This window comes from Alloacidobacterium dinghuense (assembly GCF_014274465.1).
GTDB classification, from domain to species: domain Bacteria; phylum Acidobacteriota; class Terriglobia; order Terriglobales; family Acidobacteriaceae; genus Alloacidobacterium; species Alloacidobacterium dinghuense.
Genome location: NZ_CP060394.1, coordinates 5,208,214 through 5,221,781, shown reverse-complemented (window position 1 = coordinate 5,221,781; position 13,568 = coordinate 5,208,214). Strand labels below are relative to the sequence as shown.

The following is a 13,568-nucleotide window of genomic DNA, read 5'->3' as shown; positions in this document are numbered from 1 at the left end:
TGATCCGCCGAAATCGCGTAGTATCGCGAAGTTGATTCCTATGACCTGACCTTGATCATTGAAGAGTGGGCAATGCTAGAACGGCTTTCATTCCTCCGCGGTAATCAGTTGAAACCCTGTATCCTGCGTCTTCAAGCACAGCGATGAGGGTTGCTCTCAGAGCGTCGTCAGACTCAACGATTAACAATTTCCCGGTTTGGTCGTTCATATCTTCCTCTTCTTCGTGCGACGGACAGAATTTGATGCCACAGCAACGTGGCCGGCGCCGATATCTGCGCCCTTCATTCATGCGTTGCGGGTCTGGTAAGAGACGATCAACGACAGGCTTGTAGGAATGGTGCGCTCGGCGCCGAACACGGTCCACGTGAACTCTTCGAACGTGTCACCACGTAATCTCAGTAACAAGCGTGGCTCTGGCAGCGTCCTGCTTTACTAGATAGACCGACGCCGACGGAGGGACCACATCTCTGAGCAGGAAAGCGGCATTTTGGCTATTAGCTTTGTTTTCGGAAAGGATTGCCTTCTTGCCGAAATAGCTGATCAGATAGAACGCAACTCCGAAAGAGATAATGTCCTTGAAGAGAAACAGGCCGAGATTGTTCATGTAATGGATGCCGTGAAACACGATGGTGTCATCCGGGGTTGTGATCAACATGCTGCTTGTGGTGAAGAACATGCCGACTAGAATGATCCCGGCCAGAATGCCTGCTTTCGGTTTGAAGTAGCCAATGATCAGCAGGAGTGCTGCTGTCCATTCAGTGGCCCCGATCATATCCCCCAGAATATATGGTCCAAAGACCTTGAATTGCCAACTGGTAAGTGGCGATCGAGGACATGCATAAACACCCTGAAACTGCCTGGTCGCTGGAACAGTTGGCTCAAAGCGCTGGTATGTCCCGCGCGCGCTTCGCCGCCCACTTTCGCAAGGTCGTCGGCATGACGCCATTTGATTACCTGACGAACTGGCGCCTGGGAGTTGCCCAAACGATGTTGCGCAAGGGCAACTCGCTGAAGCTCATCGCAGCCGCCGTTGGATACACCAATGCCACAGCCCTGACGCGAGTCTTCACCCAGCGTCTCCGAAATGTCACCAACTGAGTGGCTCGCTCGTAGCCATGGACAAAGGAAGGAACGGATGTCTGACTAGCGGATCGTATTCTTCAAATTCGTGAATGCGCCCTTGTGTCTCGATGTAGCCATCATCCTAGTGGTCGAGTTGTTTTATCAAGGCAATAGCTTAGACCAATGCGTTTCAGTTGGCCGTACAGGTCAACGCGCTCATCCACCGCGATGGCAGTTGTCTGTACTTACCGGATTTCACGCTCCCAGATGCCTGCCTGTAGTGTCGCTTCGTGCAACTTCGCCTATGCGCAGTCCTCTGAATATTCGAGAATCTGAGCGCAAGGCTGTCTCAAGGAGTGACACATGACGCAAAGACGACAACGAGGTTGGCTGAAGAAGGAAACACGCATACCGGGTGAAACATGGGTGCTCCATTTTCGAACTACGCGCAAGTCCGACGGCAGGCGAGTGGAGAACAAGATCCCTCTTGGTTTGATCCGCGATCTTCCCGACAAACTTACAGCCTGGGCTGAAGTCGAGCGATTGCATCTTCCGATCAATCCGGTGGACTCGCGACGCGGTGTCACATTTGGCGACCTTGTACTGCACTACGCCGAACACGAATTGGTCGAGCGAACAGAATCAATCCACCCAAAGGCGCATACCACAATAAAAGGTTACGACCGCGCCCTCCGAAACCGCTTGCTTCCGAAATGGGGCAACAGAATTGCGCTGGATATAGAACCGCTCGAAGTCGAGGAGTGGCTGACGACTCTGAAGAAGGAAGAGGAGCTTGAAAATCCAACTCTCGACCGACTGCGACGTGTCATGTCTCTGGTCTATCGCCACGGCCAACGATATGGCTTGATTCCACGAACTCAGGAATCGAATCCAATGCGCTTCGTCCGTTGCAAGACAACCAGCTGCTACGAAGCCATGATCATTACTCCCGAACAAGCTTACGCAATCGTCCGAAACCTACAGGAGCCGGAGCGCACTCTGACGCTTTTGGCTGCGGGCACTGGTCTGCGCATCTCCGAGTGCCTGGGATTGCAATGGCAGGATGTAAATTTCGCGGAGGCGATGATTCATGTACGTCGCACCTGGACGGGAGGCCAAGTGGGTTTGCCAAAGACCAAGGCTTCAAAGGGGCCTGTGCCGCTCCATCCACTGCTGGCCGAATTCATGCTTCGCTGGAAAAAGAAGACCGCCTATTCGGACCCAGGCGACTGGGTGTTTGCTTCGTTTCGACTGAAAGGCAAGCAGCCGCGGGTAGCGAATATGCTCGTTGAAGATTATCTGCGCCCGGCCGCAGCGAAGGCTGGAATTCTTTCATCGCATCGAGATGATTGCGGGCGGCTAGTGGAGGACGATCCGCGCCGGTTCGGATTTCACAACCTTCGCCACAGTCTCGCATCGTTCCTGGTTCGCATCAGAACTGATCCAAAAACGGTGCAAACTCTGCTTAGACATAGCGATGTCAAATTGACGCTCCAGTTTTACAGCCACGCTGTCAGCCAGGATCGCATGGCCGCCGCGGGGGAAATGTTAATCGCGATTCTCAGCCACGCGGCGGATCAAAGCGGACTGGGAGCGGACTAAGGAAACGGTGATTGGCGCTAAGTTCTCGATCATCATGCGGCTACCGTAGGGGCTGTTGGCACGTCTTTCGATGCGGACTGAGAGCGGACTGGGATCTGCGACGGAATTTGGCTAAGTCTTTTAGAATGTGGTGGCCAGAGACGGGATCGAACCGCCGACGCCGGCCTTTTCAGGGCCCCCTACCAATGGACCTAAGTGGCTTAGAATCAGCGGACCCGATTGAAACAAAAGCTGTTAGCAAGGTGCGATTTAGGATTGTTTGGGATCATTTGGGCTGGTTTCCTCCCCAGGTTGTTCCCGTATTGTTCCCGACCACCAAATCGACCGATTTCACGCGTCATAACTCATAGACGTTCTCGCTTACACGCGATTGTATGTTGCCACGAATTCTGAAATCGAGCTCTCCCCTACCAGATTTCGCAGGATCAGGTCTGCCCGATCTTGGGGCGTGTTCCGACATCTACCTCGATAGACTCTTTCTGGTGATACCTCGTGGGGCAAGAGGAACCTTTGCGCACTCTTGAGGCATTGATCGCAAGTGGGCAGGAGAAGACTAAATGAAGGGCGTGGGATACAAGAAACCGCTCCCCATCTCGAATCTCGATTCACTCATCGATATTGAGGTTCCTGTACCGACACCGAGCGGTCGGGACCTCTTGGTCAGAATCGAGGCTGTTTCTGTGAACCCAGCAGATACCAAGCTGCGCGCAGGAGTGGGTCCATTACCGGGCGACGAGTTCCGAATCCTGGGCTTCGATGGCGCGGGCGTGGTGATTGATACTGGCGAAGACGTGGAACTCTTCAAGAAGGGGGATGAAGTTTGGTATGCGGGCTCCGTTGTTCGACCGGGCACAAACGCTGAGTATCATCTGGTAGACGAGCGGATCGTTGGTCTCAAGCCAAGAACGCTGGACTTCACCCAAGCCGCAGCCCTTCCGCTCACTGCCATTACAGCTTGGGAACTTCTGGTCGACCGTTTTGGCTTGCGTGGAAAATCGTCTGGGCACGGAGATTCTATTCTGATCATTGGTGGCGCAGGCGGTGTGGGGTCAATCCTCACGCAACTCGCTCGCAAACTGACGGGACTGAACGTTATTACAACCGCGTCCCGTCCAGAAACTTCCGCCTGGTGCATTGAATTGGGAGCACACTTTGTCATTGACCACACGAAGCGGCTCAAGCCCCAGCTTGAGTCGATTCGTTTTCCCACCGTCAATTACATCGCAGCGCTTACGGCTTCGGACTGTCATTATCCCGGCATGATCGAAGTTTTAGCGCCGGAAGGCACGATTGGCATGATCGACGACCCGCCCCATGTCGACGTCAAGCCGCTCAAGGATAAGAGTGCCTCGTTCCACTGGGAATTCATGTTCGCCAGGCCGAAATACCAGACACAAAGCATGATCAGGCAGCACGAATTGCTTTCTAGCGTTGCAAAGATGGTGGACAACGGCGAACTCCGGACAACGATCGGCGAGAACGTAGGAGTCATCAACGCTTCAAATCTCAAGAAGGCACACACGATGCTGGAATCTGGCCGGACGCGAGGAAAGATTGTGCTGACGGGCTTTTAACGATCAGTGTGCTTGATAATGAGCGTACCGTCCGAATTGCGGAAGGGGTCGGTCACAACTGAGTGTCGGCACAATGTTGTGCAGCGGGTCACAGAGTCCTGCCAGCCGACGAGATTGATCATGCGCAACTTAATAGCTTCGAGATGATCAATTTGACAAATTCGAGTTAATCGGTTTCGCTTCGTCTCAAATGCCCGTCAGCCGAGAACTGGTTGTACTGCCTGAAAGCCAGAAGTGCCGTATAGATCGCGACGTAGATGAGTTGAAGTCCGGCACTCTCCCAATCCTGGCGCAATGTCGCACCGAACGTGAGGCTGAGCATGAGAAGTGCCCCGACTAAGATAACGTAGCGAGTGTAGATGCCTATCAAGAGGAAAAAACCGACGGCGGCTTCGGCCCATGGTAAGCACAACCCAAATAGATATACCGATGTTGCGGGTAAAAAAGTATGTTGAAACATCGGGACCAGAATATGTGCGAAATTCGCTGGACCGGCAAGGATGCGGCTCAAGCCATGCGTGAAGATGTTGAGCCCGATGCTTACGCGCAGAATTAGATAGCCCATAGACACGTCGGTCTGTTGGCCGGAATTGCGGGGCATGTAACCTCCTCGGTGAATCCCAATGTCAGCCACAGGACATCGGATTACTAAAGATAGTTAGGCTTCTGTCGTAGCGAGTTCTTCTTTCGAGTAGTCAACCTGGAAAAAATCCATCTTTCAGAAGACCACAATCGATTTCTCATCTTGAATTAAGTATCAATCGCCACAACTCGTAGCGCTCTTGTCCGGGTTTGATTCCGCCAGCAAAGTGCTGGCTGAGATTGCTCGATGAGAAAACGAGATTTCCCTCGTGATCAATGGTTGGCGTGTCCGGCCACCACACACCTGCGTCAGACGCTACCAACGTCATCGTGTGTTTTTGAGAATCGTATTTGACGATACCCCCGTGTGTTAGGTCCGTGATGTACAAGTTTCCTTCCGCATCGGTCACGATCCCGTCGCTGTTGCCTCCGACGCTCCCGATATTGCGAACTGCCGCAGAGATCTCCTCGTCAGGGGCTGACGGATCTCGCAACAATTGCGTCGAAATCGAGTACGCGTGGAAACCTGTTGTTACTGTCCAATAGAGGGTGTTCGCGTCCGGCGAGAGAGCAATGCCGTTGATACCGCACTTCATGGGATTTCCCGGCCACACCTCATTATTGTGGGAGAACACCTTCACTCCGGGCACGACCTGCAGGCTGGCGTGCTTATGCAGCACTCGTCTGGCCGATCCCGAGGCGACATCGATAACAATGATGCCCACCATATTGTCTGGTGCACTGCGTATGCCGCTGTCGGAGATGTAGCCGATCTTCCGTTGTTCGTCCACGACTATGTCGTTCAGGAAACTTCCTTTGCGATCGCATGCAATATCCAGTCCAATACGCTTGACCAGGCTGCCGGTCTCAAGATCGAACACGAGAACTTTTTGTGCCCCTGCCGGAGCCTCTGTTTCGCCGGCAATGTAGCCCATATCCAGCGCCCACAACCAATCGTTGGTCCGGTCCACATAGAAGCCGAGCACACTACGCAGGTTCTGGTCCGGATTTGCAGACACAGTATTCCCCTCAACTGATGGAAATGCAGTCAGGATGGCAGGGCCAGACAATGAATTCAAATCCAGAACACTTATGGTCGCGGGGGATTCACTGGAAACCAGCCGGGGTGTACTTACGAAAGCCCGTCCTCTCTTATCGAAGTGGATGCCACAGATTGGTGAGGAGACCGAATTTGAGAATGCCTTGGCGGCGCCACTATGATCCGGTCGATCCCAACTCACACCTGAATAACTACGCCACCGCTCAAGCTCAGGATTGACCGCGGTTGCGCTTTTGAGACTCTGGGCATGATAAGCCATGACTTTTCCTTCGAACGATCATGTTGATGTACATTTCTGGTAACTGGTGTCTCAAACCCCCTTAATGAAAGACTCTGGGGTGCCATCCTGTGGATTGAAAAAGATGATGTCCTTGGGATCTCGCCGCGGCGTGTCAAACGAGAGAAAGATCACTGGTCCTTCGAGAATGTCAGGAAGCGCATGTATAGTGCGACGCTTAAAGAAAAGAAGGTCGCCAGGCGCGAACTCTCCGGTGTTGGACGCATCTGACATCCAGAAAGTGCCTTTGCCGGACAGAATGTACAGATACTCATCACTCCCTGCGTGGTAGTGAGGAGGAGTGCCACGATACACGCGAAACACACGTGCGCTTGCCGCCTCTTCATTTGTTAGATATGTGTCGAGCAGGAGTGTATCTGCTGTTTCCGGAAACCTCTTTGCAATTTCCATAACTTTGAAACGATCGAAAGTAGCTCGTGTTGTCATAGGCGTTTGTTCCTCCACTGCAATATGCCATGTGCCCCAGTCGAAGTGGCCTGCTTATCGGCGAACTCCCTTTTGTCCAATGTTGAGGCGATAAAGTACGACTGGTTGCTGGATAGCATTGGTACCGCCGTTTATCCCGGCCATGCGATTGAGTTGTGAAGCAGGCATCAGCAGATGGCCAGAGTCATCGATCCACATCGCATCCACCCAATCCAGACGTGGATCGTCAATGAGTGTCGCGATTTTGCCTTCCGGGGAAATCGTCAAAATGCGCTTTTTATCCGTGTCGCTGAGATAGATTGTTCCGTCAGCTCCGATAGCGGTGCCACCGGTCGATGGTGTGTCGGCAAAACGCTCGACATGCAATGCGAGCTGTGCGTCGGAAAGGCTGGCATCGTCGAGGTAGCGTGTCTCGACGCGAGACATGCGGCCGCAGGAGGGCTGGTAATAAAACCACTTGCCATTCGGCGACACCTCAAGCTGATCGGCATGAATATTGATGGGATCACCCTTCGGATTACGTAGGATCTTCCCTTCGGCGACTAACGGAGTCTGAGCGACAGTCGATGGATGACCGTCCAGCACCCGTCGTCCCTTGCCGGTGTTCAGGTCAAGAACTATCAAGCCTGGGCTGCCTGCGTCAGTGAGATACGCGTGGAGAGCATTGAAGCGGACGTCGTCGACGAAACTCCACGGTCTCGCTACGGCAGCAAGGTCATAGATGCGGGAAACCTTGTTGGTGGCAATGTCGATCTTCATCAACTTTGGACCGCCCGGCGCGAGCGGTTTACCGATGCCCGGCCCGCCTCGATCGACCACCCAGAGTGCACCATCAGGCCCCATTCGGATGGAGTTGACTCCCACGAAAAGCTCATGGCCATCCATGCCTGGCTTCCAACTGTTCATTCGTTCGTCTGGGTAGGGCACCGGTTTTCCATTGCGCACCTCGACAACTTGTGGAGTCGTGCCAGGGCTCGCTGGTTGCGCTACCGTAAAGAGTCTCCCGTCAGGCGACACCGTTGGGCCGTTAATCACAAGGTCGCTCGAAAAGACAGCCTCAACACGGTTTTGAGAAATGACCGGTGACGCTGCGAAGAAAATGGTTGCCGCTATTGCGATAATTCTGGTCATATTCTTCCTATTTGTTTCCGTTAGGGACCATGAATACTCCACCGCGCTGCCTCGCCAATTGAAAAGTGCTCACCCAACGAATGCTCCGGAGTCGATCAGCTTTGGGATCACCTTTCGTTGACGCAATTCCTGAAAAAACTGCTGAAACATTTCCTCCGTATCGATACACGCATCAAAACCCGCGCGGCGAGCTTTAATTGTGCTCGTGATGTTGTCAAACCCTTGGTTGAAAATCGCGTCCCCGAACGGCCATGCGACAACTTCTGAATATGAGTGCTGCACGAGTCGATATCTCTCTACGATGTGATTCCAGAGATCAGCCTTATCGGCCATATAGGTTGCCAACGGGATGGGAACCGGCTCTGCGGTCTCCATCTGAAACATCTTGGCGATTTTTGGCCACATGTACTGCCACCGGAAATAGTCGCCGTTCGTAATGTTGAAGATCTCATTGCTACATTGCGGCGACGTGCCAGACCAGACAGAAGCCTTCCCGAGAATCTCGGCGGATGTTAACTGGTACAACGCTTGATAGCCTTCGATGGTTCCCGGGTAACGCAGCGGCAATCCCAACTCCTTCGAGATGACTGCGTAGATGGCTATCACCATGGCAAGGTTCATGGGATTGCCGAGCGCGAACCCACACACCGCTTCCGGACGTAGCGCGGTCCAGGTCCATTCCTTCCCAGCCTGTCTTTGGCGGAGAAAGTCTTCCTGATCGTAGTAGAAATTGGGGCCCATCAAGCGAGGCTCATCTTCTCGCGCCGGAGTCTTGAACGGGCCCAGATCGGCACCATACGCCTTCCCTCCCTGATAGAACACAACTCGTTCCAAACGAGGAGATGTCGACTCCACAACGTCGAGAAGGTTCCGCAGTATAGCAACATTGACTTCCGACCTTTCAACGACGGACGCCTTCTCGATGTAAGCACCGAATACGACCTGCGATATCCCTCGAATCTGTCCGAGCTTCTGGGTTACGTCTTCCCGATTCAGAAGATCTAACTGAACGGGGATCACGCCTTCAGGTAGAGCGGCATTTCTTCGAGAGAGACCGTAGACAACAGTCCCAGGAATCTCGCTCCATTGTTCGGCCGCCGCTATGCCGCTCACTCCATGCACACCGGCTATCAACACAATGCGTTTTTCGTTCATTGGGTCACTCTCATGTTTTGAGCGCAATCATGCTTAGGTCTCCAGCGCTGAATAATGCCGGTTGCTACTGCGGTACTGCTCCGATTTGCTTCAAGAAAGTGAGATTATCTTCAAGATGCCAATTGTCGGTAATCTGTCCGCGAGCGTCGATGCGTATGATGTCCGTGGCTATGAAGTCCACTTCTTGGCCATGACCATGCAGGCTTCCGAAATCGCCACTGAAGTGCCCCGTGAAGCGGAGATGAGAGACTACGCGATCTTGAACGATGATTTGTTGCAGAACCTCACAGCGCAGATCTGGAACCGCCTTCGTGAACTGACGGAACGCAAATAGAGGACCACCTGGACCTTGAGGTCGGCCTGGAGGAAGAGCCCGATCCGTGAAGGATGGAGAGATGACACGAGAGAGCAGCGCCGGATCGCCGGCATTCCAAAAGGTATAGAACTGTTGCGCTGCATCGATTAGCGATTGCCTTCTTTCGCCTTGAAGATCGGCGGAGACGATCAGGACATCTGGTTTACCAAATTGCATTTTGCTTTCACCTCGCGCGACTGCCAAGTTGATAAGGCTGGCAAAACAAAAACCTACGCATGCGAACCTCCACGAGAAGGCCGTCTGCGTTTTAAGTCTCGTCATGCGATTGTTCCTCCTCCGTCGATAGTGACAACGGAGCCGGTCACGAACGGGTTGGTTGCCAAAAGAGCACTGCCTTGGCAACGTCTTCCGCTGCCCCGATTCGCCGGTCAATGCGTAGATCCTCCGCTGTTGTGGCTCAGGCGCTCGGTAGCCCTGTGACACTAGCCGGACCGCGCTGCATGACAGGCGTATCCTGACGGTTCTCAAGCACCCACTTCGCAATCTCATCTTTGCGCGCAAACCACACACCATCGCGACTCTTTGCATAGGTGAGAAAGCGATCGAGCATCCGGATCCGGTTTGCGTGTCCGTTGATGCGATCATGGAAGCCAATGAGCATCATACGGCGTCGGGTCGCACCTTCTTCATAGAGTTGATCAAACTCATCCTTAAGTGCCTGCTCATAGGCCGTCGGATTGTAGCCTTCGAAAGGGAAAGACGAGATGTCATTCATATGGAACGTATACGGGACAGTCACGAAGTCTTTGCCATTTACGGGAATGATGAAGGGCTCGTCGTGGCTGGGTTCGTCGATGTGATAGAGAAAGCCTAGTTCCTGCAGGGTCTCGAGGATGTGAACCGAGTTGCGGAGCCAGTAGGCATTCCAACCGACCGGGCGTTGCCCGGTGATCTTATGAATTGTTTCCACGCAATCGGCAATGAATCGCTTCTCTTCATCCCGAGGGAGGAAATAGGAATTCTGCCAGGTGCGTCCATGCGCAGCCACTTCATGGCCTCGGCGAGCGATCTCTTGCGCAAGATCAGGGGCGTTCTCAACAGCCTTACCAATCATGAAGCTGGAGACTTTGATCCCGTGCTTGTCGAAGAGGTTCAAAGCGCGCGGAATGCCTTCGTAGTAGCCATAGGCGAAGAAGGCATTTGTCGGAAGATCCGGCAGGCCGTCTTTGATTGGTTCAGGGATCGGACCGCCCGCCCCGGAGATTGGCTGGCCACCTCCTTCAAACATCATCGAGATGCTTACGGCCAACCGAGCGCCATTCGGCCAGAATCGCTTTGTCTGCGTCTGTGTAGTGGTCATTGTGCTTCCTCCTTCGCTGGTTGAACTCCCTGCGCGTGCCTTATCACAAAATGCAGCAATCCCTGCTAGGCCCAGACCCATCGTGAAATGTCGCCGCGTAATCATCATCCGATCTGCCCGACCTGTGCTTCGATCTTTCAAGGAAAACAGTAAAGAGTCGGAGGGTCCGAACACATCCCCAGATTGGGCAGCGATCCACCTGCAAAATCTGGCAGGGTAGGCGCGAGTGGAAGGCGGTCCTGCCAGAGAAGGTGCGTGCTTAACCACGGCTTGTAGAGAGCGGGAACGGATCAAGCGCACACACTGCATCGGCTGCCGCTTGCAGATTTCTGTCGGAAGCCATGGGAATGATAGTCTCAGCTTCCGGTGAAGACTCTGGCCCTGCCAGCCGCTTGTTTACCGTTTGACGGTGAAGGGCGAGATTGGCTTATGAACATAACCCGATAGGTCCTGTGTAGAATTGCCGAGACTGCGTAGGAGACGACGCCGAGAGACCGTCAGTTTCACTTGGGTGCCCGATGTTGCGGAACTAGTGATCGTCAGGTTTCCACCGATGCGTGCAGCTCGCTCGCGCATCGCCTGTAATCCGTAGTGGCCACTCATTACGGCAGCATTGTCCAGCCGATCGAAGCCCCTTCCATCGTCGGAAATCGTAAGTGAGAGATTTCCCGCGTATTCGAGTGAGACTTCGACTTCGCTGCCAAGGGAATGCCTTCTGGCGTTAGCTATTGCTTCCCTTGCAATCCGAAGCACCTCGTCTTGGACCTCGGGTAATAGGTCGACTGGGGTGCCTGAAATCGACAAGGCAACGTTTATCGGACCCTGGGCTCTCGCATCAACTGTGATGGCCTGGAGTGCGTCCGCAAAGTCATCTCGTTTGGGTTGGGTCTCACGAAGCGAATTGAGCGCCGACCGTCCCTCCTCGCTTGCACGATCAAGCCAGTGAACAAGTTGCGCTAAAGCATCGCGCATTCCCCCCACATCGGAACACTTGGCCAAGGCGTGTTCGGCGAACAATTTGCTTCCCTGTATGGTCTGAAGAAAGGTGTCGTGCAAATCCCTGGTTATCAGCATCCGCTCACTCAATCGCTCTTCGATCCGGAGCTCGAGGATTCTCCGCGCAATGACCCACACAAACATGGCCGCAATTAGGAATGTCGAAAGGGCCATGAAGGGAATCAAAAAGAGTATTCGGTTCTGCAGACTACGGGCATTCAACTCGGAGCGCGAAAGCTCCGTGGTAAAGGCTTCATCTATCTTCTCAGCGAACGCCGTCACCTCCATCTCTGTCGGCCTGAGTTCATTTGCGTCGCGATACTTGACCGCTTCCCAATCACTTGTCGCCGCCAACGATCTGATCGCTTCAAGCTGATGCGGAAAGCCGATTTCGACAGCGTCGAGGATTGGCAAGAACCGCCTGTCGAACGAGTGCGCGGAAGGAGACAAACTGAGGGCTTCCCTTGTTTGCTGTAGCTGTTCAAGTAGATCCTTCTGGAGGCTCTCAGACCTAAGTGACAGGGCGTGGGTATCATGTGATACCACGAGTTCATCGATGCTCTGATGAAACGAGACAAGACTGTTGCGCAAACGCAGAACTGCCATCATCTGTTTGCTTACGACGGCTAGGCGGTCGGTCTGCTCTCGAGCCAAGCGAAACTGCCAGATGAGTAGCCCGTTGCCGCCTAGGATGAACACAACGAGTAGTACAAATGTCAACTTCAGGGGGAGACCGAGGTTGAGCTTGATTGTTGTGTATCTTCTCATTCGTCCTCGTTGTGCAGAGGAGTGTTTCATTCTCGAGCCACGAGCCCGGGTTGCTGCCCTGTGATCCGGACCAGATTCTTTTGCAACTCGAATGCTGCAGCAGAGGCTCGTTTCTCTCCGGTAAGCACTGCATGCACAGCCCCAAAATATTCCCTGCTTACTTTTTCATAATCACGTGAATCAAAGCGAGTTGGACGAGCAATAACAATTGCTCGTGCAGTATCCGGGTTCGAAGATGAAACATCGTATAGGGCGGGCTTGGCCACGAAAAGATGAATCTCACCTTTTTCAAATGATTCGAGCTGCTTTCGAAGCAGGAATCGAACAAGCGCGGCGTCTTCTTGGGGGTGCTTAGAGTACTTGGAGACGGCTAATCCAACTCCTCCAAGGGTGCCGACCCTTGAAACGGAACCACCTGGTAGCGCCGTTATCGCCATTTCTCCAACTTGGTGTCCAGTTCCCCAAATAGTCACGTGAAGATTCGAGTCTTGCTGACTTGAATCCCCACCGGGTTCGCCGGCCCAAACGCGGAGAAACGCACTTCGACCGGAATTGAAAGCACCCAAGGCATCCGACTCCCTGTATTCAGGCACGCTCGGAGGAGAAATCCAGCCAATCCAATGCTTGGCCCGTTGCCACGCGTGAATCGCCGCTGGATTGTCCACGCTGACCGCACCATCGCTCTCGATGATCTTGCCACCACCCTCATCGACTTGCCACTCAAGAGCATTGCAGGTAAGCGATTCTTCGGCTGCACCCGGCCATACGTAACCCCAGAAGTCTTTGTTGCCGTGCGCGCGCTCACCCTCTTGGATACGCAGCGCCATCCTTTCAAGTTCAGTCCATGTCGCAGGAGGATTACCAAAGCCGTATTTACGAAGAAGGTCTGCTCGGAAAGCCAAGACGCCGACGTGATTCTGATAGGGAATGGCGACGAGCTTTCCTCCGATGAAATAACTGGACTCAAGTGCTGGCGCGATTGAATGAGCTAAATCCGGCATGTACGGTCTCAAATCGAGCAAGTCATCTTTAAGCATACCCAGCCATGTCTCGTCGACTTCGAGGACCTCCGGTCCTTCGGATCCTTGCTGCAGGAGTTTTCTTACGAACGATAGCTGGTCCAGGGTCTCAGCTGGAACCCCACGGATGTTCTCGAGTCTGATCCCTGTCTGAGTGGTGAATTCTGCGGACAATGCGTTGACTGCAGATAGTTCATTTGGCGGGATCCACTCGTCTCG

13 protein-coding genes are annotated in these 13,568 nt (G+C 53.6%); 3 read left to right on the top strand and 10 right to left on the bottom strand.

All coding sequences use genetic code 11. The features are described from left to right. Nucleotides 1–382: 382 nt before the first annotated feature. Complete coding sequence (locus tag H7849_RS21815; RefSeq protein WP_285288908.1) at nt 383–946, bottom strand: DUF417 family protein; 564 nt, start codon at nt 944–946, stop codon at nt 383–385. Here H7849_RS21815 and H7849_RS26580 point away from each other — a divergent pair. The 3 genes from H7849_RS26580 to H7849_RS21800 all read left to right on the top strand — a co-directional run bounded on the left by H7849_RS26580 (nt 835) and on the right by H7849_RS21800 (nt 4,238). Further along, a complete protein-coding gene (locus H7849_RS26580) occupies nt 835–1,098 on the top strand; it encodes a helix-turn-helix domain-containing protein (RefSeq protein ID WP_251106398.1) in 264 nt (87 codons plus the stop codon). The genes H7849_RS21815 and H7849_RS26580 overlap by 112 nt on opposite strands. A 327-nt stretch (nt 1,099–1,425) precedes the next feature. Next, complete coding sequence (locus tag H7849_RS21805; protein WP_186742507.1) at nt 1,426–2,664, top strand: tyrosine-type recombinase/integrase; 1,239 nt, start codon at nt 1,426–1,428, stop codon at nt 2,662–2,664. 557 nt (nt 2,665–3,221) lie between these two features. Then, nucleotides 3,222–4,238, top strand: coding sequence for a zinc-binding alcohol dehydrogenase family protein (locus tag H7849_RS21800; RefSeq protein WP_186742506.1), 1,017 nt, complete (start codon nt 3,222–3,224; stop codon nt 4,236–4,238). A 166-nt stretch (nt 4,239–4,404) separates the two neighbouring features. Here H7849_RS21800 and H7849_RS21795 read toward each other — a convergent pair whose 3' ends face one another. The 9 genes from H7849_RS21795 to H7849_RS21755 form a co-directional block, all read right to left on the bottom strand. Continuing rightward, nucleotides 4,405–4,839, bottom strand: coding sequence for a DoxX family protein (locus H7849_RS21795; protein ID WP_186742504.1), 435 nt, complete (start codon nt 4,837–4,839; stop codon nt 4,405–4,407). Between the two features lie 139 nt (nt 4,840–4,978). After that, nucleotides 4,979–5,839: an L-dopachrome tautomerase-related protein gene (locus tag H7849_RS21790; protein ID WP_222439713.1), complete on the bottom strand. Its 861-nt coding sequence runs from the start codon at nt 5,837–5,839 to the stop codon at nt 4,979–4,981. A 351-nt stretch (nt 5,840–6,190) separates the two neighbouring features. Beyond that, nucleotides 6,191–6,604: a cupin domain-containing protein gene (locus tag H7849_RS21785; protein WP_186742500.1), complete on the bottom strand. Its 414-nt coding sequence runs from the start codon at nt 6,602–6,604 to the stop codon at nt 6,191–6,193. Nucleotides 6,605–6,658: 54 nt separating this feature from the next. Next, nucleotides 6,659–7,735: an SMP-30/gluconolactonase/LRE family protein gene (locus tag H7849_RS21780; RefSeq protein ID WP_186742498.1), complete on the bottom strand. Its 1,077-nt coding sequence runs from the start codon at nt 7,733–7,735 to the stop codon at nt 6,659–6,661. A 69-nt stretch (nt 7,736–7,804) separates the two neighbouring features. Beyond that, nucleotides 7,805–8,890, bottom strand: coding sequence for an SDR family oxidoreductase (locus H7849_RS21775; protein WP_186742496.1), 1,086 nt, complete (start codon nt 8,888–8,890; stop codon nt 7,805–7,807). A 64-nt stretch (nt 8,891–8,954) separates the two neighbouring features. Beyond that, entirely contained in the window at nt 8,955–9,527 is a 573-nt protein-coding gene (locus H7849_RS21770; RefSeq protein ID WP_186742494.1) for an ester cyclase, read from the bottom strand. A gap of 136 nt (nt 9,528–9,663) precedes the next feature. Next, the gene (locus H7849_RS21765) at nt 9,664–10,566 is read right to left on the bottom strand and encodes a polysaccharide deacetylase family protein (protein ID WP_222439712.1); all 903 of its coding nucleotides are present in this window, start codon (nt 10,564–10,566) and stop codon (nt 9,664–9,666) included. Between the two features lie 396 nt (nt 10,567–10,962). Then, nucleotides 10,963–12,330, bottom strand: a complete 1,368-nt coding sequence (locus H7849_RS21760) for a sensor histidine kinase (RefSeq protein WP_186742490.1) — start codon at nt 12,328–12,330, stop codon at nt 10,963–10,965. A 26-nt stretch (nt 12,331–12,356) separates the two neighbouring features. Further along, nucleotides 12,357–13,523 (bottom strand): extracellular solute-binding protein, encoded by a 1,167-nt coding sequence (locus H7849_RS21755; RefSeq protein WP_186742488.1) that lies wholly within the window; start codon nt 13,521–13,523, stop codon nt 12,357–12,359. Between the last annotated feature and the right edge of the window lie 45 nt (nt 13,524–13,568).